This is a genomic window from Acidovorax soli (assembly GCF_014207955.1).
In the GTDB taxonomy this organism is placed as follows: Bacteria; Pseudomonadota; Gammaproteobacteria; order Burkholderiales; family Burkholderiaceae_C; genus Acidovorax; species Acidovorax soli_A.
Genome location: NZ_JACHLK010000002.1, coordinates 910,341 through 935,041, shown reverse-complemented (window position 1 = coordinate 935,041; position 24,701 = coordinate 910,341). Strand labels below are relative to the sequence as shown.

Annotated in this window: 22 protein-coding genes; 12 read left to right on the top strand and 10 right to left on the bottom strand. The window is 67.7% G+C overall.

What is annotated here, in order from left to right; all coding sequences use genetic code 11:
* The 5 genes from HNP48_RS08785 to HNP48_RS08765 form a co-directional block, all read left to right on the top strand.
* On the top strand, positions 1-444 hold a 444-nt coding region (locus HNP48_RS08785), incomplete at its 5' end, for a transposase (protein WP_184856490.1).
* A gap of 861 nt (positions 445-1,305) precedes the next feature.
* Positions 1,306-1,713: a divalent-cation tolerance protein CutA gene (gene cutA / locus HNP48_RS08780; protein ID WP_260420142.1), complete on the top strand. Its 408-nt coding sequence runs from the start codon at positions 1,306-1,308 to the stop codon at positions 1,711-1,713.
* Positions 1,714-1,884: 171 nt separating this feature from the next.
* Positions 1,885-4,419 carry a TonB-dependent siderophore receptor gene (locus HNP48_RS08775; protein ID WP_260420141.1) on the top strand — a complete coding sequence of 845 codons (2,535 nt, stop codon included), beginning with the start codon at positions 1,885-1,887 and terminating at the stop codon, positions 4,417-4,419.
* An 89-nt stretch (positions 4,420-4,508) separates the two neighbouring features.
* Positions 4,509-5,693: a PepSY domain-containing protein gene (locus HNP48_RS08770; RefSeq protein WP_184856489.1), complete on the top strand. Its 1,185-nt coding sequence runs from the start codon at positions 4,509-4,511 to the stop codon at positions 5,691-5,693.
* A 311-nt stretch (positions 5,694-6,004) separates the two neighbouring features.
* Positions 6,005-8,182 carry a TonB-dependent siderophore receptor gene (locus HNP48_RS08765; RefSeq protein WP_184856488.1) on the top strand — a complete coding sequence of 726 codons (2,178 nt, stop codon included), beginning with the start codon at positions 6,005-6,007 and terminating at the stop codon, positions 8,180-8,182.
* Between the two features lie 24 nt (positions 8,183-8,206).
* On the opposite strand, the gene HNP48_RS08760 is transcribed toward HNP48_RS08765, so the two are convergent.
* Positions 8,207-9,832 (bottom strand): tannase/feruloyl esterase family alpha/beta hydrolase, encoded by a 1,626-nt coding sequence (locus HNP48_RS08760; RefSeq protein ID WP_184856487.1) that lies wholly within the window; start codon positions 9,830-9,832, stop codon positions 8,207-8,209.
* A gap of 136 nt (positions 9,833-9,968) precedes the next feature.
* Positions 9,969-11,018 carry a helix-turn-helix transcriptional regulator gene (locus tag HNP48_RS08755; RefSeq protein WP_184856486.1) on the bottom strand — a complete coding sequence of 350 codons (1,050 nt, stop codon included), beginning with the start codon at positions 11,016-11,018 and terminating at the stop codon, positions 9,969-9,971.
* Between the two features lie 180 nt (positions 11,019-11,198).
* Between HNP48_RS08755 and HNP48_RS08750 the strand changes: the two genes are divergently transcribed.
* The 3 genes from HNP48_RS08750 (at position 11,199) to HNP48_RS08740 (ending at position 12,849) form a co-directional block, all read left to right on the top strand.
* On the top strand, positions 11,199-11,594 hold the full coding sequence (locus HNP48_RS08750; RefSeq protein ID WP_184856485.1) for a hypothetical protein: 396 nt from the start codon (positions 11,199-11,201) through the stop codon (positions 11,592-11,594).
* A 91-nt stretch (positions 11,595-11,685) separates the two neighbouring features.
* Positions 11,686-12,411: a YafY family protein gene (locus HNP48_RS08745; protein ID WP_184856484.1), complete on the top strand. Its 726-nt coding sequence runs from the start codon at positions 11,686-11,688 to the stop codon at positions 12,409-12,411.
* Between the two features lie 42 nt (positions 12,412-12,453).
* A complete protein-coding gene (locus tag HNP48_RS08740; RefSeq protein WP_184856483.1) occupies positions 12,454-12,849 on the top strand; it encodes a glyoxalase/bleomycin resistance/extradiol dioxygenase family protein in 396 nt (131 codons plus the stop codon).
* 13 nt (positions 12,850-12,862) lie between these two features.
* On the opposite strand, the gene HNP48_RS08735 is transcribed toward HNP48_RS08740, so the two are convergent.
* Positions 12,863-13,897, bottom strand: a complete 1,035-nt coding sequence (locus tag HNP48_RS08735; protein WP_184856482.1) for a hypothetical protein — start codon at positions 13,895-13,897, stop codon at positions 12,863-12,865.
* A 254-nt stretch (positions 13,898-14,151) separates the two neighbouring features.
* On the opposite strand from HNP48_RS08735, the gene HNP48_RS08730 reads away from it, so the two are divergent.
* Positions 14,152-14,535: a RidA family protein gene (locus HNP48_RS08730; protein ID WP_184856481.1), complete on the top strand. Its 384-nt coding sequence runs from the start codon at positions 14,152-14,154 to the stop codon at positions 14,533-14,535.
* A gap of 122 nt (positions 14,536-14,657) precedes the next feature.
* Here the strand turns inward: HNP48_RS08730 and HNP48_RS08725 are convergent, their stop codons facing one another.
* The 5 genes from HNP48_RS08725 to HNP48_RS08705 form a co-directional block, all read right to left on the bottom strand.
* A complete protein-coding gene (locus HNP48_RS08725; protein WP_184856480.1) occupies positions 14,658-15,227 on the bottom strand; it encodes a hypothetical protein in 570 nt (189 codons plus the stop codon).
* A gap of 1,316 nt (positions 15,228-16,543) precedes the next feature.
* Positions 16,544-17,227, bottom strand: a complete 684-nt coding sequence (locus HNP48_RS08720) for a hypothetical protein (RefSeq protein ID WP_184856479.1) — start codon at positions 17,225-17,227, stop codon at positions 16,544-16,546.
* A gap of 371 nt (positions 17,228-17,598) precedes the next feature.
* Positions 17,599-18,231: a hypothetical protein gene (locus HNP48_RS08715; protein WP_184856478.1), complete on the bottom strand. Its 633-nt coding sequence runs from the start codon at positions 18,229-18,231 to the stop codon at positions 17,599-17,601.
* Between the two features lie 372 nt (positions 18,232-18,603).
* Positions 18,604-19,038 (bottom strand): hypothetical protein, encoded by a 435-nt coding sequence (locus tag HNP48_RS08710; protein WP_184856477.1) that lies wholly within the window; start codon positions 19,036-19,038, stop codon positions 18,604-18,606.
* Between the two features lie 129 nt (positions 19,039-19,167).
* Positions 19,168-20,130, bottom strand: a complete 963-nt coding sequence (locus tag HNP48_RS08705; RefSeq protein WP_184856476.1) for a LysR substrate-binding domain-containing protein — start codon at positions 20,128-20,130, stop codon at positions 19,168-19,170.
* 100 nt (positions 20,131-20,230) lie between these two features.
* Here HNP48_RS08705 and HNP48_RS08700 point away from each other — a divergent pair, with 100 nt between their 5' ends.
* Positions 20,231-21,580 carry an MFS transporter gene (locus HNP48_RS08700; protein ID WP_184856475.1) on the top strand — a complete coding sequence of 450 codons (1,350 nt, stop codon included), beginning with the start codon at positions 20,231-20,233 and terminating at the stop codon, positions 21,578-21,580.
* Positions 21,581-21,634: 54 nt separating this feature from the next.
* On the opposite strand, the gene HNP48_RS08695 is transcribed toward HNP48_RS08700, so the two are convergent.
* Complete coding sequence (locus tag HNP48_RS08695) at positions 21,635-22,039, bottom strand: DUF1398 domain-containing protein (protein ID WP_184856473.1); 405 nt, start codon at positions 22,037-22,039, stop codon at positions 21,635-21,637.
* A gap of 27 nt (positions 22,040-22,066) precedes the next feature.
* On the bottom strand, positions 22,067-22,543 hold the full coding sequence (locus HNP48_RS08690; protein WP_184856472.1) for a MarR family winged helix-turn-helix transcriptional regulator: 477 nt from the start codon (positions 22,541-22,543) through the stop codon (positions 22,067-22,069).
* Positions 22,544-22,630: 87 nt separating this feature from the next.
* Between HNP48_RS08690 and HNP48_RS08685 the strand changes: the two genes are divergently transcribed.
* Both HNP48_RS08685 and HNP48_RS08680 read left to right on the top strand, forming a co-directional pair.
* Positions 22,631-23,899 carry a helix-turn-helix domain-containing protein gene (locus HNP48_RS08685; RefSeq protein ID WP_184856471.1) on the top strand — a complete coding sequence of 423 codons (1,269 nt, stop codon included), beginning with the start codon at positions 22,631-22,633 and terminating at the stop codon, positions 23,897-23,899.
* A gap of 46 nt (positions 23,900-23,945) precedes the next feature.
* Positions 23,946-24,647: a glutaminyl-peptide cyclotransferase gene (locus HNP48_RS08680; protein WP_221480126.1), complete on the top strand. Its 702-nt coding sequence runs from the start codon at positions 23,946-23,948 to the stop codon at positions 24,645-24,647.
* The last annotated feature ends 54 nt before the right edge of the window (positions 24,648-24,701 follow it).

The window sequence follows — 24,701 nt, the reverse complement described above, 5'->3', positions numbered from 1 at the left end:
GTGCAGGGGCGCAAGCGCCATCTGGTGGTGGACACGCTGGGCCTGTTGCTTGCGGTGGTGATCACCAGCGCTGCTGTGCCAGATCGGGCAGCAGCTACACAGGCGGTAGCCCAGGCATGCAAACGCACGGGCGGCTCGGTCAAGACCTTGTGGGCAGACAGTGCCTACGCTGGGCAATGCGCTCAGCAGATCGAGCAAACGCACCAGTTGAAGGTTCAGATCGTGCGCAACACAGGACGCCATCGCTGGGACGATGCACAGCAGTCTCTGTGGAGCGAAGAGCAGCCAGCAGCCATGCCCAAGAAGCGCTGGGTGGTGGAGCGCACCCATGCGTGGTTGGAGCGCAATCGCAGGCTGGTGATGCACCACGAGCGCAAGCCGTTCTACGCTGCAGCGTGGGTCTGGCTGGCGCAGGCCCGCATGCTCTTGGGGCGGCTCAAATAGGTTTCTTCTACACCCTCCAAGAGAAAGTCACCAAAGAGAAGGCGACCCCGCTGTCTGCGTCCCTGCGCTTCGCTTCGGGCAGCCTGCGATGCTCGGATCTGGGGTGGGCGTCGATGAACTCGCTGCGTTCCCCCTGCGGGTGAACTCCGCTCAGACAGCATCGACGAGCCAGAAGACGAAGTGCATGTGTCCTTCGGCACATGCACCCACCCCAGCTCCTGCGCTTCTCGGCGCAGCCAGAAGGGGTGGGGAGCGGGGACAAAGACGGCTGCTGCTGCGCAGCCACGCCGGGTGTCGGTTACGCGCTGCGCGCTGCCGACGCAGTTGGCGCGGCGGCCCTGCCCAGGCCAAGCGCAGCGAGGCAGATCGGGCCGAGCGAAGCAATGGCCCGTGTCGGTATCCACCCCCTTCTGACCGTGCCGAGAAGCGCAGAAGCTGGGGTGGCGTGTGTGCCGAAGGACACACACGCTTCGTTATCTGGCTCGCCGCAGATGTTTGAGCGGAGTTCGAAGAACGCAGCGAGTTCCGAGGCGCACCCCTGCTTCGAGCATCGCAGGCTGCCCCCTTCGCCCAACGGGCGAGGGGGGACACGGGCAGCGGGGTCGCCTTTCTTTTGGGTACTTTTCTTTGGCGAAGCAAAGAAGAAGTACCTCGGCCGCCGGGCCGAGACCCGGCTCCCGCCCTTGGCAAAGGCATGCCATCACAACGACCAAAAGCCGGCCGCACATCCGGTCTCCGCCCTCAACCAAGGCACAAATCAACCATCGTCCCAGCACCAGTAACAAGCCCACTGGACCCCGGCCCCCACCTGTGGCAGACTCCCCGACCCAGCTCCATCACAGCACCCCCCGGGAGACAAGCATGTTGATGATGACCGACCCGAGCACCACTGCGGCTGCAGCCAACAACGCAGCCGCCCCCCACCAGATCCTCATGGTCACGACCACGGTCGCCACCGAAGCCGAGGCCAAGCGCCTGGCGCACTCGGTGCTGCACGCGCGCCTGGCCGCCTGCGTGCAGGTGGAGCCCATCACCGCCTACTTCCACTGGGAAGGCGCCCTGGAGGAATGCCGCGAGTTGCGCGTGGCCTGCAAGACCGCTGCCAGCGCCATGCCCGCGCTGATGGCCCTGCTGCGCAAGCAGCACCCCTACACGCTGCCCCAACTGGTGGTGCAGCCGGTACAGGCATCGGCCGAATACGGCTGCTGGGTGGACGAGCAACTGGCGCCAGCACCCCAGCGCCAGGAAGCCGCGATGGCGATGGCCTGAGCCAGCAAGGCAGGGCGGGTGCATGCGCACCCACCCAAAAAAATAGTTTTCAAAAAGCGTGTCCCTTTTTCGGGAGCCGTTCGGCAAGGTTTGGAAGGCGCTGATTGGCTGGCATTGCAGCCAGCGCCTGCCACTCCAATCCCTATCCGAACATACCCGAGGAGGACGCGCATGGCGCCCGTTGACCACCACCACCTGCTGCGCAGCAGCAGCAGTACCCCGCTGACTGCCCGTGCCACGCCCCTGGCCCGCGCCGCGCATGCACTGTGCGTGGGCATCGCCATTGCCGCGGCGGCGTCGGCGACACCACCGTCCGCCTGGGCGCAAACCAACGCCCCTGGCGCTGCAGCGGCCCAGGCTACCACCCGCAGCTACGACATCCCCGCCGGCCCGCTCGGCCCCACGCTCTCGCGCTATGCGGGTGCGGCCGGCGTCACGCTGTCGTTCGAGCCCTCGCTCACCGAAGGCCTGCGCAGCCCCGGCCTGCAGGGCAGTGTGGCGGCGGTCGAAGAAGGTTTTGCCCGCCTGCTCGTGGGCAGTGGGCTTGAAGCCGTGCCGCGCAGCGGCGGCGGCTACACGCTGCGCCGCGGTGCGCCGGCACCAGCACCCGCAGCAGCGGGCCGCTCCTCGTCATCGTCCACCGACACGCAACTGCCCACCGTGCGCGTGGCGGCCGAGCGCGAGGCCGCCTGGGGCCCGGTGGAGGGCTACCGCGCCACGCGCGGTGCGGGCGCCACCAAGATGGACGTGCCGGTGCTCGAAACCCCGCAGCAGGTCTCCACCATCGGCGCCGCGCAGATCCGCGACCAGGCCATCTCCAGCGTGGCCGAAGCCGTGCGCTACAGCGCGGGCGTGCGCCCGGCGGACTACGGCATCACCGACGACGACGTCTCCATCCGCGGCTTCTACCTCACCGGCACCGGCCTGTACCGCGACGGCATGCGCCTCATCCACAACGGCTTCATGACCAACCTGGAGCCCTATGGCCTGGAGCGGCTGGAGGTGGTGCACGGCCCGGCCTCGGTGCTCTACGGCCAGTCGGCGCCGGGCGGCCTGGTCAACGCCGTGACCAAGCGCCCGCGCGCCGGCATGCAGCGCGAAGTGGGGCTGGAGCTGGGCAGCCACGACCGGCGCCAGGTGACGGCCGACATCGGCGGCGCCTTCAACGAGCAAGGCACCGTGCTCGGCCGCCTCACCATGCTCAAGCGCGAGGCCGGCACGCAATGGGATGACCTGCGCAACGACCGCACCTACATCGCCCCTGCCATCACCCTGCAGGGCGACCGCACCACGCTCACCCTGCTGGCCCACCACCAGCAGGACGACACGGGCTACATCATTCCCTACTACCGCAACACGCCCGCCGGCCCGGCCAGCGAGACCATCAATGTCAATGGACCGGGCTCGGGCCACCACAAGGAGGCCTGGTCGCTCGGTTACCTGCTGGAGCATTCCTTCAGCGACCACCTGAGCCTGCGCCACAACCTGCGCTATCTCGATGGCAGCAACCACCGCCTGGAGATGCGCAACCGCGGCCTCCTGGCCGACCAGCGCAGCATGGCCCGCCTGGCCATGGTGCGGCCCGACGCCGAGAAGACCCTGGTGATCGACACCCATGTCGAGGCGCGCCTGAAAAGCGGCGATGTCTCGCACCAGATCCTCGCGGGCATCGACTACTACCACTCCAAGCTCGACTGGCGCATCCACTCGCTCAACGGCGCAGTGGCGCCCATCGACCTGGTCAACCCCGTCTACGTGCAGCCCGACTGGGGCAACAACTTCCTGAGCGACCGTGCCCTGGCGCGCAACACCCAGGTGGGCCTGTACCTGCAGGACCAGATCAAGCTGGGCGAGCGCTGGGTCTTCAGCCTGGGCGGCCGCTACGACACCGCCCGCATCGACACGAAGTACGACGCCCGCCTGACCGGCAACACCGCCTTCACCACCACCGTGGTGGACCGGCGCGACAACGCCTTCACCGGCCGCGCAGGCGCCATCTACCTGGCCCCCAACGGCCTGGCGCCCTACGTGAGCTTCAACACCGCCTTCCAGCCGCCGCTGACCACCGTGACGGCCGTGGACGCCAATGGCACCCCCTACGAGCCCGAGACCGCGCGCCAGACCGAGGTGGGCGTGCGCTATGCCCCGCAGGGTGCCGGTTACACGCTGAGCGCCGCCGTGTTCGACCTGCGCAAGCGCAATGTGCGCACCCCCTCCACCATCAACCCGCGCTTCGACGTGCAGACCGGCGAGGTGCGCAGCCGCGGGCTGGAACTTCAGGGCACGGGCGAGGTGGGCGGGGGCTTCTCGGTCATCGGCGCCTACACGTACCTCAACGCCAAGGTCACGCGCAGCAACAATGCGCTCGAAGTGGGCGAGCGCCCCGGCGCCACGCCCGAGCATGTGGCATCGCTCTGGGGCAAGTACCAGCGCGGCCCGCTGGAGCTGGGCCTGGGCGTGCGCCACATCAGCGCCACGGTGGGCGAGCTGCGCGTGGCCACCGGCCCCATCCCTACGAACGACGGCTACACCCTGTTCGACGCCATGGCCGCCTACGACGTGGGCGCCTGGCGCCTGTCGCTCAACGTGACCAACCTCGGCGACAAGCGCTACCGCACACAGTGCAACACCTTCCGCGGCGGCGCGGAGTTCTGCGCGCTGGGCTTCGGGCGCGAGGTCAAGGTCGCGGCTTCCTACCGGTTCTGATCCAGGGGGTGGGAAGAAGAGGGCGCCGGCAGGGCAGGCCATGCGCTTGCCCTGCCGGCTGCTTCCACTCCCGGCCATTCTGAAGCGCCATGCGCAAGCTGTTGGTACTCCTGCACCGCTGGGCCGGCCTGTTCATGGCCGTGTTCCTCGCCGTGGCCGGGCTCACGGGCTCCGTCATCGCGTGGGAGCATGAGCTCGACCGCTGGCTCAACCCCGGTTTCCACTATGCGCAGCCGTCGGAAGCGCCCCTGCTGCCTGCCACCGAGGTCGCACGCCGCGTGGAGGCCGCGCACCCCCAACTCCAGGTGAGCTTCATGCCCCTGGCCGCCGCACCGGGCCAGACCCTGGTGCTGATGGTGGCGCCGCGCATGGACCCTGCCACCGGCCGGCCCCATGTGCTGGGCTTCGACCAGATGGCCGTGCACCCCGCCACCGGTGCGGTGCAGGGCACGCGCACCTGGGGCCAGGCCTCGCTGGCGCGGCAGGACATCGTGCCCTTCCTCTACAAGCTGCACCACACCCTGTTCCTGCCGCGCGCCTGGGGGGTGGACTGGGCCGTGTGGTTCCTGGGCGCGGTGGCCCTGCTCTGGGTGGTGGACTGCTTCATCGCGCTGTGGCTGGCGTTTCCGCGCTGGCGCGCCTGGCGCAAGTCCCTGGCCTTTCGCTGGTCGCGCGGGGCGCGCACGCTCAACTTCGACCTGCACCGCTCCGGCGGCGTGTGGACCTGGGTGCTCATGCTCGTGCTGGCCGTCACCTCGGTGGCCATGAACCTGCACGACGAGGTCATGGAGCCCGTGGTCAGCGTCTTCTCGCGCACCACCCCCAGTCCGTTTGACGAGCGCCCGCGCCGCACGCCCGCCGAGCAGGCGGCAGCACCCCAGCTCGGCCGGGCCGAGATCGTCGAGCGCGCCCGCGCCGAAGGCCTGCGCCGCGGCTGGCCCGACCCGCCGGGCTTTCTCACCTACCGCCCGGCCTTCGACCTCTACGGCGTGGACTTCTATGTGCCCGGCATCAGCCGGCCCGGCCTGGGCCCGCCGCGCCTGTACTTCGATGGTGCCACCGGCGCCCTGGCCGGCCAGCGCGTGCCGGGCGAGGGCACGGCCGGCGACCTGTTCATGCGCCTGCAGTTCCCGCTGCACTCGGGCCGCATCGCGGGCGTGCCGGGGCGCATCCTGGTCACCGTGCTGGGCCTGGCCGTGGCCGTGCTCAGCGTGACCGGGGTGGTGATCTGGTGGGGGCGGCGGCGCGCAAGGTCAGCGCAGGGCGCGCCTTGAGCCAGGGCGTGCGGAGCCGGAGGTATCCATTCAATTGATAAGTGTTCATCCTGTTATAGAATGAAACGATTCTCACTACGGCCCCTGCCGTAGCACCAGCCAGCGCCTGAGGCCTCCCCCGGCCCGGCAGCGAACCGCTTCGCAAGAGGTGGTTGCGCCTGCGCCAGCCATCCGCTCTTCCCCACCCACCGCCTGCTCCGCGGCTGCCTTGTCTGCAGCCGGGGTATGCCGGCCTGCGCGCGCCTGCGTGTTCGCTGCGCGGCAGGGGCCGGGGCATCTTCAACCGCTTTTGCATGACCAGGCCTCTGATGATGACGACGTCTTCTTCCCCATCCCCCCTGACCCCCGCGCCCGTGGCGCTGGCCGTGATGGCCTTTGTGGCGACCCTGGCCGCCCTGGGGGCCACCGCCGCCCGCGCGCAGACGGCAGAACCTGCGGGCGGCAATGCCGCCACCACCACCAACCTGCCCCCGGTCACCGTGCGCGCCCAGCAGGACCGCAGCAGCACCGAAGGCACCGAGCGCTACAACAGCACCCAGGCCACGGTGGGCAAGGCCGCGGCGGACCTCAAGGAGATCCCCCAGTCCATCAGCGTGGTCACCCAGCAGCGCATGGAAGACCAGAACATGCGCAACGTCGAAGAGGTGCTGGAGCAGACCGTCGGCTATGTCTCCGAGCGCTTCGACAGCGAATCGGCCTCGTACTCGTCGCGCGGTTTTGCGATCAACAACTACATGATCGACGGCGTGCCCGCACCAGGCACCGCCGCCGCATGGGACTCGGTGCTGTTCGACCGCGTGGAACTGCTGCGCGGCCCCTCGGCGCTGTTCAGCGGCGTCTCCAGCTCGGGCGGCGCCGTCAACCTGGTGCGCAAACGCCCGCAAGACACCTTCCAGGCCCGCGGCGCGGTGCAGCTGGGCTCGTGGTCCACCAAGCGCGCCGAGGTCGACGTGACCGGCCCGCTCAACCAGTCCGGCACCATCCTGGGCCGCCTGTCTGCTGCCAAGCAGGAGGGCGGCACCTACCAGAGCGGCGCCCAGCGCGACCGCTACGCCATTGCCGGCTCGCTGGACTTCAAGCTCGCACCCGCCACCAGCCTGCTGGTCGGCGCCCATGCGCAAAAGGTCGATGGCTGGCTCACCGGCGGCCTGCCTTCGTACACCACGGGCGCGCTGCTCGACGTGCCGCGCTCCACCTGGCTGGGCGCGGACTGGAACCGCTCCGAGCAGGACGAGAAATACCTCTACGCTGAACTCACGCACCGCTTCAACGACGACTGGCGCGCCAAGCTCAACTGGAGCGGCTACCGCAACGACCAGGCCACCAACTACCTGTACCTGCCCAACGGCCAGGTCACGCCCACCAACGGCAAGACCAGCCTGATGCTGTGGTTCAACCAGACCCGCATCGAGCAGAACGTGCTGGACGCCAACCTCACGGGCAGCTTCAACGCCCTGGGCCGCAAGCACGATGTGGTGGTCGGTGCCGACTGGCGCCGCAACACCAGCGCCACCACCTCGGGCCGCTACGCCAACTACTACGTGCAGGACGTGTACGCCCCCGACCACTCGGCCGTGCCGTACCCCGACCGCCCGGCCACGGCGCGCTCGCAGTCCGAGACCTCGCAGTACGGCCTGTACGGCCAGACCCGCCTGCGCATCACCGACCCGCTCACCGTGGTGCTGGGCGCCCGCGTGAGCTGGTACGACACGCAAAGCCGCAACCTGCTGCCCACCACCGGCGCCTGGACCACCAACCAGGTGGACCACAAGCTCAGCCCCTATGCCGGCCTGACCTACGCCTTCTCGCCCCAGGTCTCGGGCTATGTGAGCTACAGCGATGCCTTCACGCCGCAGACGCAACTGGCCTTTGGCGGCGGCGTGATCGACCCCATCGTGGGCAAGCAGCTCGAGGTGGGCGTCAAGGGCGAGTTCTTCGACCGGGCGCTCACCACCAACGCCGCCGTCTACCGCATCCGCGAAGTCAACCGCGCCCAGGCCGACCCGGTCAACACCGGCTTCTTCGTCGCCCAGGGCGAGGTGGAGAGCAAGGGCGTGGAGCTCGAAGTCGCGGGCCGCATCACCAAGCAATGGAACGTCTACGCCGGCTACGCCTACAACGAGAACCGCTACGTGCGCGATGCATCGAGCGGCGGCCTGCCGCTCAACGCCCTCACGCCGCACCACAGCGTCAAGCTGTGGTCGCAGTACCGCTTCACCGAAGGCGTGCTCGACGGCCTGGGCATCGGCGCGGGCGTCAACGCCTACAGCAGCGCCAGCGGCGGCAATGCCACCACCAACACCCACCGCCCGGGCTTCGGCGTCGTCAACCTGGCCATCAGCTACCGCATCGATCCGCGCTGGAGCGTGGCGCTCAACATCAACAACCTCACCGACAAGGTCTACTGGCAGCGCGTGTACACCACGGGCCGCAGCAACTTCTTCGGCGAGCCGCGCAATGCGAGCGTGACGCTGCGGGCGAGTTACTGACGGCCGCCCGGCGCCGCGGCCTGCTTATACCGCCGAGCAGCTGAAGCTCTCCGCTTTCGCCGGGTCTCCCTTGCCGTCATAGCGCGGGAACTTCGGGTACTCGCACACCGGGCGCTTGAGCACCGGGGTCTGCGGGCCCATGCGCGGGTCGGCGGGCTCGTAGCGCGTGGCCACCAGCCTGTCGGGCGCGCTGCCGCGCTCCACCCAGGCGTCCATGGCGGCCAGCAGGTCGATGCTCACCGGGTCGGTGCCCGGGCCATCGAGGTTGTGGCCGATGGAGGGTGAAGTGAGCATGCGCGCAAAGCCCTGCACCTTGCCGGCGCCCAGGCGCTGGCGCACGCTGTCCAGGTACTCGGCCGTGCGGTACACCGACACGCAGGCATCGCCCATGCCGTACCAGATGAGCAGCTTGCCGCCCTGGTCGGCAAAGGCCGCCAGGTCGGGGTTGGTGGCATCGATCTGGTTGGCCAGGCGCAGGTACTGGGCCTGGTAGAGCGTGGGGTCGTGGGCCAGCAGGTCGGCGGCCGGGTTGCCTTCCACCAGGCGCGCGGCGGCCAGCGCGGCCATGTAGTTGAACGAGTCGCGCGCCGCAAAGCCGGGGCCGAACACGTAGGCCTCCCAGTCGGACGTGGCCGCGCCGCCACGGCCAAAGCCGGGGTAGCCGCGCGCGCCCTGCGACAGGGTCACCGGCACGTCCTTGTTCGCGTAAATCAGGCGGATGGATTCGATCTGCCCGGCCGTCAGGCAGTGGTCGCTGTCCGCCCCCTTGCACAGCAGGTCCGTGGGCATATAGTTGCACGCGGCCACATTGCCGATGATGCCGTCCGCCAGGCCGTCCAGCGCGTCGCAGGCTGCGGTTTCAGCCTTGGCGTAGAGCGCGATCTTGGCCGGGCTCAGCCAGTTCTCGGGCTTGGAAAAGACATGGCGCAGCAGCGTGGGCCCCAGGTTGGTCTGGTGCGCCTGCTGGCTGATGGCGGGCTCCATGGCCACCACGCCGTCGTAGTCCTTGGGGTAGTTCTGCGTGGCCGCCAGGGCCGAGCGCCCGCCGTTGGAATGGCCGATGTGGTAGCGGCGCGTGGGCCGCTTGCCGTAGAAGTCGGCGGCAATGGCCGTGCCAACCTCCAGCACGAAGTGGTTGGCGTCGAAGGCATGGTTGCGCAGCGCCACGTCGCTCGCGCCCCAGGCAAAGCCGGGCGCCAGGTGGCCCGAGTCGGAGCTCATCTTCACATAGCTGTGGGCCGAGGTGCCGATGATGTGCTGGTACCACGGGTCGTCGGTGGGGATGAAGCCGTCGAACGCGCCGCCGCCCACCGTCAGCGTCTTGCCGTTCCACACCGTGCCCGCGGGCAGCTCCACCGCCCAGTGGATGGTGGACTGGGGCGAGGAGACGATCTCGCCGCGCACGATGCACACCTCGGGCAGCAGGCCCTCGGCCGCGCGCAACTCGGTGCGGGTGATGCTCGCGCCATGAGGCAGGGCGGCCGTGCGGTAGGTCGGGCAGGCCTGGGCCAGCGGCTGGCTGGCGGCGGGCGCGCTGCTGTCGCTGCCGCTGCAGGCGGTGAGCGCGAGGGCGGCCAGCGCGGCCAGGCTGGCGGCGAGCAGGGCAGGGCGGCCGCTGGCCGTGCCGGCGGTCGGTGGGGTCGAAAACATGGGATGCGTCTCCTGTTGTTGCTTGGATCTTGCGAAGCCTGTCGGCTCCGGGCGCAACGATAGGGACGGGCAGGCGCTCCGCGCCCTCTGCAAATGCAGAGGGACAGGGAAAACACCCGGCCAGCCGCGCAGCCTGCTACCGTCGGAGTGCGGCCACCAGTTCCACCTTGTTGCGCACCCCCAGTTGCGCGTAGGCGCTGCGCAGGTAGGTGCGCACCGTGGCTGGCGTCAGGCCCAGGGTGGTGGCAATGTCTTTGTACGACTGGCCGTGCGCGTACAGCGTGGCCGCGCTCAGCTCGCGCGGGGCCAGCGGCGGCTTGCTGTCGTGCGGCGACGGCATGCTGATCGCCAGCAGCGGCCCGCAGGCTTCCAGCCGCAGCCGGCAGGCCCGGCCCAGCGCCAGGCTGCCCGGCAGCGTTGCGGGCAGGGCACCGAGCAGCGCGGCCGGCAGGGCGGTGCCCGACCAGTCGGGGTACGCCGCCTGCAGCGCCCGCCCCACGCGCAGGCCGACGAAGAGCAGTTGGCCGGCACCATCGGCCAGGGCATAGCTGTCCCACGGGCCATTGCCTGCGGGGGCCGTCTGCAACTGCTCCAGCCGGTGCTGCCAGTGGGCGAGCAGGTGGGGCACGAACTCGCCGAACAGCGCTGCCTCCGTGTCCGTGAAGTTCGGCCGGCCCGGGCCGCGGTACATGCTCACGAAGAACATCAGACCGCTCTTCGGCATGGCCACGGTGATCGCCATGCAGTGGTACAGCCCGTGGCGGCGGCAGAAGGCATCGATGTCCGGCGGTATCTCCACGCCCTGTTCCACACCTTGCGGGGGCATGTCGTCGGCGCTCTCGCGCAGCACCACGCCCAACTGGTCCATGGACTGCTGGGCGAAGAGGTCGGCCATGGCCAGCGCATTCCACTCCGCGGCAAAGCCCTTGGCCAGGCCGATGCTGCCATGCAGCCAGTTGCGCGGCGGCGCACCGGCATCGCCGGCCGACACCTCGCCCCACCAGGCGGTGTCAAAGTCCACCAGCGTGCCGCGCAGCATCTGGAGCGCCTGCAGCAGCAAGCCCTCGGGCGGCGCGGTGCGCGCCAGCGCGGCCAACTGCAGCAGGCTGGCGCTCAGCGCGCGCAAGGGCTCCAGGGCCGGGGCTGCCCGTGGTGGAGGCGGGCTCGTGGTGGGGTGGGCCTGCATGGTGGCGCCTGTCTCCTGCAATTGTGGTTGTCGTCCTGATCGCTCTGCGGCAGGGCGCATGGTACGCAGGTCCAACGGCCTGGGCTTGTGGGCCTGGGCAAAATTCGGTTGGAGAGGTCACGCGCCGGTGATACGCTCGCTCCCAGTGCCTGGCCCGTCCTGCCGCCCATTTGCCCATCCATGGAACCTGCCATCCACTTCCACACCCGGCTCTTCGACGTCTCGCTGGAGCCCGAAAACCCCATCAACCCCATCCGGGGCCACTCGCTGCTTGAATGGCTGCGCACGCGCGTGCCCGCCCATCTGGACATGACCGATGCCGACGCCGAAGACTGGGGCTGGTACGCGCATGTGAGCTGGGAGGGCCGCACCTACATGGTCGGCGCCGCCGCCAACGAGGGCGAAGACGGCAAGCACGAATGGGTGCTGTCGCTCACCAAGCACCGCTCGCTCAAGGAGCGCGTGCTGGGCAAGGCCAAGATGGCTGGCGCCAGCGACCCGTGCTTTGGCTTCTTCCATGGCCTCATCGCGCAGGAGCCCGCGTTCGAGAGGGTTTCGGTGGAGGGGGCGACGTGAGCTTGCCCGCCACCTCGGCAGGTCTGTGGAACAAGCGCCACGCTGCCTGACTCCGTCGCGCTGAGCGGGCCGGCCTGGCTACCATCAGCCCATGTCCCGCTCCGAACGCCTACTCGCCCTGCTGCAGGTCCTGCGCCGCCACAGCCGCCCCATGAGCGGCCAGGCGCTGGCCGCGGCCCTGGACATCAGCCTGCGCACCTTGTACCGCGACATCGCCACCTTGCAATCGCAGGGCGCCATGATCGAAGGGGCGCCGGGTGTGGGCTATGTCATGCAGCCGGGCTACATGCTCCCGCCGCTGATGTTCACCCCCGAAGAGATCGAGGCCCTGGCCCTGGGCCTGCGCTGGGTGGCGGACCGAGGCGACGTGGGCCTTGCGGGCGGCGCACGCGATGCCATGGCCAAGATCGGTGCAGTGCTGCCGGCCCCCTTGCGCCGTGAGCTGGAGGCATCGGCCGTGCTGGTGGGCGCGCGCCCCAAGCCCTCGCCTGCCACGGTGGTGGCGCAAGACCGCCTGCGTGCCGCCATCCGGGCCGAGCACAAGCTGCGCATCGTCTACCGTGACCCGCAGGGCACGCAGTCCGAGCGCGTGGTCTGGCCGTTTGCGCTGGTGTATTTCGACGAGGCGCGCGTGCTGTCGGCCTGGTGCGAGCTGCGCGGCGATTTCCGCAACTTCCGCTGCGACCGCATTGCGCAGGCCGAGGTGCTCGATGCACGCTACCCCCAGCGCCGCCAGACCTTGCTCAAAACCTGGCACCAACGGGTGCGCGACAGTGGCCGCACGATACTGCCAGAATTTGGCACCATGCCTTCCTAAGCTCGCTCCTTTCTTTTGAACCCCAGCAAGGAGCTTGTTGCCATGAAGTTTGCATCCGTTCGCCTCGTCACCCAGCAGTTCGAGGCCCTGCTGGCCTTCTATTCCCGCCTGTCGGGCACCGCCGCCACGCGCCTGGCCGATGGCTTTGCCGAAGTGCGGCTCGACGGCGCGACGCTGGCGATTTCCGAAGAGCGCCTGGTGCAGATGTTCAACCAGGGCGCCGCCACGGCGGCATCGAACCGCTCTGCCATCCTGGAGTTCGAAGTGGCCGATGTAGAGGGTGCCCTGGCGCGCATGGCGGGGGCTGCCGAGCTCGTGATGCCCACCACGGTGATGCCCTGGGGCAATCGTTCGGCCCTGTTGCGTGATCCCGATGGCAGTTTGGTGAATGTCTTTTCCAGGCCGGCGGCTCAGGCCCAGGCAACGCAGGCCGCGTAACCGACTTGCCCCGTTACTTCGGCGGCGCCCAGACCTCATCCCGGTGGCTCGCAAGCCACTGGCGCACCGCATGGTCATGGAAGAGGAGGGTCCATTGGCCATCCCGGTGCATGGCGGCGCCGCCATCTCCCGCCAGCAGCATGGCACCGTCGCGCACGGCCAGGTTGCCGACACAGCTTCTGATGTCGGCAGGCACATCGGCATCGACCAGGCAGTCGTTCTTCAGCACCCACACACCATGGTTGCCGGTGGCCCACAGGGTGTTCTCGTGCCAGACGAGGTCCTTGATGGGCAGGGCCGTCTGCGCCTGGCTGGCCAGCATGGCCCATTGGCTGCCCTGGCGCCGAAAGAGGTGCTTGCCCGCAGCGACATAGACATTGCCGTCGCCCGCACAGCACACGGCGGACAGCCCCCAGTCGCTGGGAAACTTGAGCCGCTTCCAGGTGCCGCCGGACAGATGCCAGACATCCCCCGGGTCACCCACGGCATACAGCTCGTCCGGGCCGAAACCATCGAAGTCCGCGAAGCTGATGGTGTGTTCGGCCGGCTCCGGCATGGCATCGCCAACCAGGCTCCAGGCCCCGGGCGCGGTGCGCACGAACACCTGGCGCGCACTGTTGCAGGCCAGCAGATGGCCGCCAAAGCTTTTCAACCGGGTCAGGCCACCGCGATGGATGCCCCCTTCGCGGGCGGGAGGGATGGGGCCCTCGAACCCCGACGATCCGGCCGCAGGCGACCAACCCCGGGCAGAGCTGTCGAGCACGACGACCTTCTCCTCGGGCGCAAAAGCCACGCCGCACATGCTCCGACCCAGGCCGGTGAGGTGGGTCACGCTCATCTTGGGCTCGTCCGGGCTTTTCACACCCAGGCCCAGCAGGCGCTTGGCCAGCCGCCCTTCGCCAGGCGCTTGCATCGAGTCGTGCCAGCTAGACCGCTGCGTGCAGTCTTCACGCACCAGCAAGTACAGAATGTCGCGGTTCTTGATCTCGCAGTCGATGACGCTGTAACCCGCGATGCGGGGATGGAGTTGGTCGGGGGCGAGGCTCACGGCTATCTGGGGCTGAAAGAGCGGCACAAAGTCGCATCGCGGTACAAGCAGTGTCCCTGGGAGGGGATGCAGGACGCAGCAACGCGCATCTTAGGGCCTGCTGACGGTCTTTTCAGGACAGGATTGCCGCCCCCAAGGCCGCCAATTTTGTTCTGGCCCGGTGGAGTCAACACCGCACAATGTGCGCATCCGCTGGCCGAGTATCTGTTGAATCGCACCCATGCGGCCATGGCTGCAGCTGGAGACATCCACCCATGCAATCCACCCCCGTCAACTCGCCCCATGGCCCATCCCCTTCCGGCAGCTACTCCCAAGCGCTGGACGTGCAGGGCGCCACGCGCTGGCTGGTCATCAGCGGGCAGATTCCGATCGACCGGGCCGGTGTGGTGCCCGCCAACTTCGCGCAGCAGGCCGATCTGGTGTGGAAGCACATCCTGGCCCAGCTCGATGCGGCCGGCATGGGCGTGGCGAACCTGGTGAAGGTCACTACGTTCCTCTCCTCGCGCCAGTACGCCGAGGAGAACGGCGCCGCGCGGCGACGCGCGCTGGGAAGCCACGCGCCAGCGCTCACGGTCATCATCGCCGGCATCTACGACGAGGCCTGGCTGCTGGAGATCGAGGCCATCGCCGCAGCATGAGCCGTCGTGGCGGGCAGTGCTACTTCGGAGTTCTTTTCGGGAGCGCGAAACCGAAACATCGCCATTGCAAAATAGCTGACGCAGGGGGAGGGCGCCCCGGGGCGTCGGCGTTGACTGGCTCGTCACGCCTCACTGCACAACGCCTCTGCCTGGGCCTTCAACAACTGAAGGTCGTGGTGCTTCGCCAGCAGTTTTGCATTCAGATTCGCCAGAATATCTTGGCACACGTCCTTCCTCCTGAGGGCCAATGCAGCGGCCAGAAGCTTCTTCTGCACAGGAACGATGGTCGGGAAAGGATAGTCAAGCTCCCGGCCGCGGGCAGAGGCGGCAACCCAAAGCGCGCTGAAACTATCCTCGTTTCCACTGGCCGCCGCCTCCAAGACGAGCCTCGAGTAAGCCTTTTCAGCATCATGGCGGTCGCCCCACAGCCGACCTTGCTTCCAATCGAAGAGAGCGACCGCGTACAGGATGGGGCGAGCACGCTCGAACTCTCCAGCATCCCAGAGGCAGTAAGCTCCGCGAGCCCTGTGCAGGATGCTTCGGTTTGCCTTTGCGAATGGACCTCTTGTGGAGGCGAGTTCGCTCTCGAGACGCTCGGCTGCAATGAACAGTTCGGCCGCCTCCAGGAGTTCACCAAGTTCCCAACTGGCGTAGGCTCTGTTTTCAAGCGCCTGCAACTGATCAGCACTCATGGGGCGTGGCGCGATGCATCCCGCAGGATTTGTGGGACAAACTGGACCGAGCGGAATATCCTGGGCACTGTTTCCTCCTGAAAGCGGTTTGAAGCCTGGGTTTGCAAGCGCAGGGCGGTGGGAACCTCAAGGTACAAAGATTCCGGCAAACCCCGCAAGCTTCAGCGGAGCAAACTATAGCCTGCGCACGTGCAAAGGCAGGGGGGCGGCGCTCAAGTTTGCCCCGCAGGCAGAACAAATGCCCGGATTGGAACGTTGTGCTCAACGTCGCCTTCGGGCCCGATGCTGCCCCTGCTAGGATGACCGCAATCGGCCAACAGCGGACTTTAACCAGCCTATGAATCTTTGCGTTGTTGAACTGATCACTACGCCCGCTGCTGAGCACCTAGACCGTCAAGGATTTGCATTGCGCGTCGAACTCTCGTATGACAGGTCCGGCTGTCTTGAGGGCTGCTGCTGGAGAGGGCCGACGTATGGGATGGATTGGATGGAGCACGCAACATATCCGCCTGTCCGCGCTGGAAAACCCGAACCCCTGCGACAAGAACTCGCCCTGTCACTTTGGAGCGCAATTTGCTCGGCAAGGATCAGCCCTTTTACGGAAGGCCGGGTTGGCTATCTACATCCTGAGACCTTTCAACTGAAGATTTCCTCGCTGAACTTTTCATGCGACCTTTCGTGGAAGGTTGAACTGCCGCCAGAGTGGGCTGCACTGCAACAGGCTGTGGAGGTGCTTGAGTCGATCGCCAACGATACTGATCTGACTGCGAGGATCGCCCGCCTTCTGTGATTTGCAAGGACTGCGTTGGGCCCATAGCCGCCGGACGCTGATACCGGGAAGCGGTCACTCACCGTGCGCGAATTGAACGACTGGTTCTGGGATGAGGCGAGAGTCGGCAATGCGCCCGGCGCAGTCCTTCAGCAACAGGAGAAGTTGACAGTTGTCCAAGCCGCCGAACGGCCATGTTTTGAAGGCGTGCGCCATCCACGAAGAAGCACTGCGCCACCGAAGCGACGCAGCGCTGCAAAGCCATAGCAGATGGCGCCTGCCACATGGACGCCAAAGGCCCGAAAGAGGAATTGCCAAGAAGGTGTGCAGTGATTGATTTCGATTTGCCTCAAAGCAAGTCCCAGCTTTGCGAAACCCTCTGACAGTCTTGCTCTACAAGCCTATCGGAACCCTTCAAACGTACGCACCACTGCCCATTTCGCATTCCCGGATTTCTTGTGGCCAGCGCTATGCAGCTAGCGCTGTGCTTTGCTTTGCACCGTCGGACAAGAAGTTGAAAGGGAACAGCGCAAAGCCCCGTGGGCTGCTACCGAACAATGGACTCGGCCACCAGTTTGGCGAGGTTGTCGATCAAAATCAAATGATTTCCGATGTTGGATTTTTCCAAGACCACTGGGTTATTCAACACCCACGTCTCCTTGCCATCGCTCACGCGGACGAGCGAGCCACTTTGGAGTGTCACGAAGTCAGATCGGAAAGTCATTGGCGCAGCGTTTCTGAATTCACCGAGGTCCAGGATGAGCACGTAATCGGCCGCAGCGCTCTTGCCCGCTTCCAGGGCGTCTGATTTAGCGATGCTCGCAGAGTGATTGAGTTTTGCATCCGCGTCGAAGGATGTCGCCTTGAATGGAGTCAGGGTACTGAGTTCGCGTTGCACTGCCACTTGGAGATTTTTACCACTTCCTTCTCCTCGCGCATGGGCTTTACCCCCCTGTACAACGTCGCGTGAAGGCATGATCAGGATTTTGGATCCGTTTGCGATGGGCTCAGACTTGGTGACCGACATCGATGCACAGCCAGAGAGTACGACCAGGCATCCAATAACTGCCAGTGCGCGACCGAGAAAGGAAGTAATTTTTTTCATGAGGATTGAAGTTGGTGCTGTGAGGTAAGACTTGGGTTTTGGAGCGAAGAATGGATACGCATTGTCGAGCCGATCCCCATCTCTTGCGGCAGAGCTCATCAATTTACGTGATTTGGCCTGGTCCATTGGGGTGGATGTGGTTCCTGCCCGATAGCGGCAGTCTAGCTCGTCACGCAAGTGCCCTGCATCACCCAAGAAGGCGATGGCGAGGCTGGCCAGATGCCTATGGTCCTTGGATGCCCACGCGAGCCGAACGGTGGGTCCCGTTCAATTCGTCCCCCTGGGCCAGCGGCGACCGAAATGCGCGTGCAGGCCGGGCCCGCACCGCGCTTGTTCGTGCCCGCCCTCAGCACACCACCGGCTTGCGCGCCATGGCGGCACCGGCCAGGAGCAGCCCGGTCGCGGGCGGCGAAAGCGGGCGCTCAACGTTGGGCATGAGAGGCGGCGCCCGGCTTGCCGGGCAAGGTCCTCCCGATCGCGATGGGCCTGTGGGGCGTCTACCGAGCGACAGCGTCTTGTGGATTGAGCGTGAGTTCTGCTCTCTCCTGGTCGGTCTTTTCGAGCCATGTCTTCCAGCCTTCTGCCTGGCTCTTGTCAACGGCGGCTTTGATCTTGTCAAAGTGTTCTACGCCTTCGCGGGTCATTTCGACATAGCGTGTGGTTGACACCCAGGATGGATAGTCCTTGTGAAGGATCGTGTAGTCCGAAGGGCCGGACGTCCTGAGCGGTCGCAGCTGGAATCCGCGGCCGTAGATGAATCGAACCAGTACGTAGTACCGCTTGCCCGCTTCGACATTGGCGTCGAGAAAGTGCGCGACCATGCCGGAGTTGTTTGCCATGAGCCGGTGACGCCCTGGCGCCAGCAGGACGGCAGCTTTGCTGCGGGCCCCTGTGATGGCGAGCAAGGTGCGCCCGCTGTCATTCACATCGAAGAGACCGACCGGGAAAAACCCCTGAACTGAGTTGATCGGTTCGAGAAAAATGACCTGCGCCTTGTCTGGAGGCGGCGCGGCGAGCGCCTGGTTGGACGATTCGACAAACATCGGTTGGACCGGTTTGACCGGTTCGGTCGCGCAACCGCCAAGTGCCAGCAGGGCAAGGGATGCGAGGATGAGAAAAATACGGTGCATGGCTGTGACGGTGTGGAGGAAACCCCCGGGTTGTTGAAAGCAGTGCGTGCTTTGGCGCCTGACCTAATTAATGTATCTCGCCGCTGCAGTGGCGCGCCGTGGGGCGGACGCCAGTGGGTGCACCACCGGTCGCCTTGCGCGTAGACCCAAGAGAACGGCGGCCTGCCCCTGCCATCGCGTGTGGCATCGTGCGGCGTGCTCAGGCGCGCCAGCGTGCGCAAGACAGTCAGGTGGGCGACGGGAGATCACGCGCGCGGAACAACGCGGCGATTGGGTCGAAGACCGCTGCGGGCCCAAAGCCGCCTTAGCGGCAAGCCGATATGTCACCTTCAATGGAATCGGTGGCGAGAGCACTTTGCGTTGCACTTCTCTCTAGAAGATCAGCCAATTGGGGTCACCCCCATAGTTTTGATTCCAGCACCGTGTCGTCCAAACTTTAGTAAAAATCTCCATGCAAAACCCTGCCCGCTGGTGCCATTCAAAAGTCACCATTGCCTTCGCGACTTGAAGTTTTGTGAGTTCGCCATTGATGATGCGGTAGGTGCCGGTTTCGTAGCAACCCGCAGGAGTCCATGCCACGTGGGAGTTCCAAGGGCTGATTGCGCAGTAGCCGACAGTGGTTGTTGGGTGGTTGAGGTTGATTGCCGGACCTGTCACATATGCCACCGTCAGCCGCTCATTTTCAAACGTGGCATCAATAGCCAGTGGGCAATCAGGAGCATCTGGACCTATGCAAGAAAACTCTAGTTGCCCAGCACTTGCCAACAACGGGGTACACAGGGCGAATGCAAAAAGAAGGCGTTTCACAGGTTCCCGCGATGACAGCCTACAGCCTGCTGAAGGACCGCTTCTGACCAGTTGCCGTCATGGTAGCAGCGGCTGGATCGGGCCCACATCCGACCTGCAACCTGCACGAAAGCAGGCCTTGAGGCGCGCTTAGCCCGCCCGCCCAGGCACGGCCATCGGCTGCACATGCTGGCGCACGGCCTCGCGCAGCAGCGTGGCCAGGCGGCTCGCGGGGGCCTCGGGGTGGGCCTGCGCGCGGTACAGCACCAGTGAGATCTGCGGCAGCGCCGGCAACGACAGCAGGGCGCGGTCGAGCGTGCGCACGTGGGGCGGCAGCCCGAAGGGCGTGCGCACCGTCAGGCCCAGCCCGGCCGACGTGGCGGCCCACAGCGCGGCCAGGCTGGCACTGCCGAAGGCGCGCCGCCAGGGCTGGCCGGCACGGTCGAGCGCGGTGACGACGATCTCGCGCAGCGGGCAGGGCGCGTCGAGCATGATGAGGGGCAGCGGCTCCTTGCTCTTGCGCGGGCGGGTGCCGGGGCTGTGGTGCTCGCGCTCGGTCCACCAGGGCGCCTCGACCCGCTCGGGCGCGGCCGGGCCGATCCACAGCAGCGGCAGCCGAGCCAGCCGCTCGGCGTAGGGCGACAGTGGCTGCTCGCCCGTGTCCCATGCCAACGCCAGGTCGAGCTGGCCCAGGTCGAGCCGCTCACGCAGCTCGCCGCTGCGCGCCACACAGGCCTCGATGCGCACCTTGGGGTGTGCGCGCGCAAAGCGCCCCAGCACGGCCGGCAGCAGGGTCTCGCCAAAGTCCTCCTGCAGGCCCAGCCGCACCCAGCCCTGCAGGTCGGCGCCCCGCAGGGCGGCGCCGGCTTCGTCGTTGAGTTCGAGCATGCGGTGCGCGTAGGCCAGCAGCGTCTCTCCGGCATCGGTGAGCACCAGGCCGCGCCCGCTCTTGCGCAGCAGCGCGGTGCCGGTCTGCGACTCCAGCTTCTTGAGCTGCGCGCTCACGGCCGAGGTCGAGCGCCCCAGCTTGTCGGCCGCGCGCGCATAGCTGCCCAGCGCGATGCCGGTGGAGAAGGTGCGCAACACGTCGAGATCGAACATCACCTGGGTCATGGGGGGAGGACCTGTCTTTGAATGTCCTGATTTTCAGGACGAATGGCGCATTATTTTCTGATTTTCAAAACCTTTCAAACGGCGGAGACTGCGTTGCACCATGACCTCTTCGACCTCTCTTTCGCCATCGTCCTCACCGTCTTCAACGCGCCCGGCGCGCCACCGCTGGAAGGTGCTGGCCGCGGGCGTGGCCGCCAACGCGGCGTTTTCGGTGGCTTTCAGCGGCATCCCCATGACGGCCGTGCTCATGCGCACCGGCTACCAGCTGGACAACGCCACGCTCGGCCTGGTGCTGGGCCTCATGGGGCTGGGCATCGCGGTGAGCGAGCTGCCCTGGGGCCTGTTGACCGACCGCTGGGGCGACCGGCCCGTGCTGCTCACCGGCCTGGGCAGCACCGCGCTCGCGCTCGCGGCCATGGCGATCTGGGTGGCGCCGGATGCGCAGCACATCCCCGGCCTGGGCTTGCTGGGCGCGGGGCTGCTGGCGGTGGGCCTGCTGGGTGGCAGCGTCAACGGCGCCAGCGGGCGCGCGGTGATGACCTGGTTCGACGCCGGCGAGCGCGGCCTGGCCATGAGCATCCGGCAGACCGCCGTGCCGCTGGGCGGTGGCATCGGCGCGTTGGTGCTGCCGTATGTGGCGCTGCATGGGGGCTTTGCTGCGCTCTACGGCCTGCTGGCGCTGCTGTGCGCGCTGGGCGCGGTGCTGGCCTGGGCCTGGGTGCATGAGCCGCCCACCGCGGCGCGCAGCCCGGCGGGCGTGGCCGATGCGACCAGGGCCGCAGCACCCACCGCAGCGGCACCGGGCCCGCTGCGCGATGCGCGCGTCTGGCGCATCGTGCTGGGCATCGGCATCCTGTGTGCGCCGCAGTTCGCGGTGCTGTCCTTCGGCACCGTGTTCCTGCACGACTTCGGCCATGCAGGCCTGGCCACCATCACCGCCACCATGGTCTTCACGCAAGTCGGCGCGATGGTGATGCGCGTATGGAGCGGCCGGTTCACCGACCGCCGCCGCAACCGCCCAGCCTACCTGCGCGCCTGCAGCGCACTCAGCGTGGCACTGTTTGCCGGGCTGGCGCTGCTGGTGCTGGCCGCGGGCACGTCTGTTGCCGCTGATGTATGGGCGCTGCGTGCCGCGCTGGTCGTGCTGCTGGCGTTGTGCGGGGTCTGCGTGTCGGCATGGCACGGCGTTGCGTACACCGAGTTGGCCACGCTGGCCGGCGCGGCACGTGCGGGTACCGCGCTGGGCATGGCCAACACCAGCGTGTTCCTGGTGTGCTTTGCCACACCCTTCTCCATTCCGCACCTGCTGGCCCTGCAGGGCTGGCCCCTGGTGTGGCTTGCGGCCAGCGCCTGTGCGCTGGTGGCGATGCCGCTGCTGGTGCCGCGCACGCAGGTGGCGACAACGGCCCATCAGAAGACCGCGAAAACGACGCTGGGCCAGTCCATGTAGGCAGACGCAGGAAGCGAGGTGTTTGAAGGCCGGGGCCACCACCGGCCCGGCCGCTCAGGGCGCATCTGGAAACCGCTCCACATGCACCTCGCCCCGGCGGCCGAAGTAGCTCACATGCCGGCCTGCCAGCCACACCATGTAGCCCACACAGCCTGCAGCGCGCGAGAGCGTGAGGAACTCCGGGTACATCACCTCGCCACGCTGCGCCCCGCGGATCGCGGCCTGGATGCCTGCAGCGTCAAAGGCCCCGGCAATGGGCATGGCCGGCGGTGGCGGCAGGGCCACGGCATGGGTTTCGCCGCTCGGCAGGTAGTAGGTGGTGGCGTTGCTGCGGTAGTCGGCGAAATAGGCCTCCACGCCGGCCCCGGTGAGGGCCTGCACGATGGCGCCAAAATGGGCCGTGCCGTCCTTGGAGGCCTGGGCGCAGCGTTCGATGGTGGCGATGGTGGTTTCGTTCATGGGCGTCTCTCTGTGATGGGGCTGGGGTCAGTTGTGTGGCACTTCCTGCCACTGGTGCCGGCGCACCATCTCCTGCAGCAGGCGCGCGAGGCGCTGGCGCTCGGCCGCCGGCAGGTGGCCGAAGAATTTCTCGTCATTGGCATCGGCCTTGGCGGCCAGCACGGGCACCAGGGCGCGGCCGGCCGGGGTGAGCGACAGGGTGTGGCTGCGCGCATCCGACGGCGCCTCCGCGCGGCCCACCAGCCCCTTGTCCTCCAGCCGGGCCACGACCTTGGAGACGGCGCCCTTGGTCATGCCCAGGGCCTGGGTCAGCGTGGCGTGGGTGGCACTGCTTTCGCCACCGCTGTCTGCATCGAACAGCGTGCGCAGCGCCACCCAGTCGGTGACGGATACGCCCGATGCCTCCACCGCCTGCTGGAACTCGGCCGACACCTGGTTCGAGACAAAGCGCATCCAGTAACCCAGGTGGGCTTCCAGGGCGCTGGGTGGGCTGGTTTTCTTCATGATTGGTTTCTTAGGAAACTATTTGCCCGCAGTGTAGTTTCCTTGGAAACAAAATGCAAGCCACGCTCTGGTGTAGCCTGCCGCACCATGGATTCGCTCATCACCGCCGCTGCCCGCGCGCTTGCCGCGGGCGACGCGCTGGGCGCGCTGCAGCGCGTGGCCCTGCGCGACGACCCGCCTGCGCTGGCGCTGCGCGGCATTGCCATGGCGCAGCTGGGCGAGCACCCCCGGGCGCGCGAGCTGCTGCGCCGCGCGGCGCGGGGCTTTGGCGCACACGAAGAGCTGGCCCGCGCCCGCTGCGTGGTGGCCGAGGCCGAGGTGGCCCTGGCCCAGCGCGACCTGAACGGGCCACCGCATGCGCTGGTGGCGGCGGCGGCCGTGCTGGCCGCGCGGGGCGACCGGGCCAACGCGCTGCAGGCCCGGCTGATCGCGGCGCGCCAGTGGTTGGTGATGGGCCGGTTGGGTGAAGCAGGCGCCGTGCTCGCGCCCATCGATGTGCAGCAGGAAGGCATGCCACCCGCGCTGGCCGCCGTGGCGGGGCTCACGCTGGCCGAGTTGGCGCAGCGCTCTCTGTGCGTGGAGGCCGCGCACCAGGCCTTGCTCGGTGCACAGCAGGCGGCAGCGCACGCCCAGGTGCCCGCGCTGCAGGCCGAGGTTGCCGAAGCCCAGGCCGCGCTGCAGCGGCCCGCCGCGCGGCGCCTGCGGCCGGGCGAGGGTGGGGCCGTTCAGGATCAACTGCTGCGTCTGGACGAGGTGGCGGCCCTGCTGGCCTCGGATGTGTTGGTGCTCGATGCCTGCCGGCACCGGCTGGGCGTGGGGGGCGTGGAGAAAGAGGGCAGTGGTGCCGCGCCCTGGCTCTCGCTGGCGCGCCGCCCCATTCTGTTCGCGCTGGCGCATGCCCTGGCCCGGGCCTGGCCCGGCGATGCCGACCGCGATGCGCTGATCGCCACCGCCTTTCGCACGCGCGACCCCGACGAAACCCACCGCGCCCGCCTGCGCGTGGAGCTGGGCCGCCTGCGCGCGCTGGTGAAGCCCTGGGCGCGCATCGAGGCCACGGCGCGTGGCTTTGTGCTGCGGCCCACCGATGGGCGCGATGTGGCCGTGCTGGCCCCGCCCATCGCCGGTGAGCAGGCCTCGCTGCAGGCCCTGCTGGCCGATGGCGCAGCCTGGTCCACCTCGGCCCTGGCCCTGGCGCTGGGCGACAGCCAGCGCACCGTGCAGCGCGCCCTGGCCGAGCTGCAGGAAGAGGGCCGCGTGCGCTCCATCGGCCAGGGGCGCACGCAGCGCTGGCTGGCCCCGCCCCTGGCCGGATTCACGACAATCTTGTTACTCCCCGCTGCGCTGCCGATTCAATAGAGTTGCTCCATGCCCTGCGTAGGGCGCCAACACCAAGGAGTACCCCATGTCCTGCAACACCGACTGCCACCCCGGCAGCACCACCCCCGCGGCACCAGCCGGCGTGCCGGCCCGCCCCGCCGAGATCGTGCGCGAGTACGGCCCTTTCAACGGATCGGAGCGCGTGCACGGCGTCACGCACGACGGCCAGCGCGTCTGGGCCGCCACCGACGCCGGCCTGGTCGCCTTCGACCCCGCCAGCGGCACCACCACGCGCACCCTGGACCTGCCCTGCGACGCAGGCACGGCCTTCGACGGCAAGCACCTCTACCAGATCGCCGAGTCGCGCATCGACAAGATCGACCCGGCCACGGGCGCCGTGCTCGCCTCCATCCCCGCACCCGGCAAGGGCGCCGACTCGGGCCTCACCTGGGCCGAGGGCAGCCTGTGGGTGGGCCAGTACCGCGACCGCAAGATCCACCAGATCGACCCCGCCACCGGCGCCATCCGCCGCACCATCGAATCCAATGCCTTCGTGACCGGCGTGACCTGGGTCGATGGCGAGCTCTGGCACGGCACCTGGGAGGGCGATGCCAGCGACATCCGCCGCATCGACCCGGCGAGCGGCGCCGTCATCGAGCGCCTGGAAATGCCCGCAGGCAAAGGCGTGAGCGGGCTCGAATCCGATGGCGCCGATCTGTTCTACGCCGGTGGCGGCGGCGCCGGCAAGGTACGCGCCGTGCGCCGGCCCAAGACGGCCCAGGCCTGACAACGGGCGGGCGAAGACGCATCGCCCGCCATCCTCTCTCCCATCCACCCAACG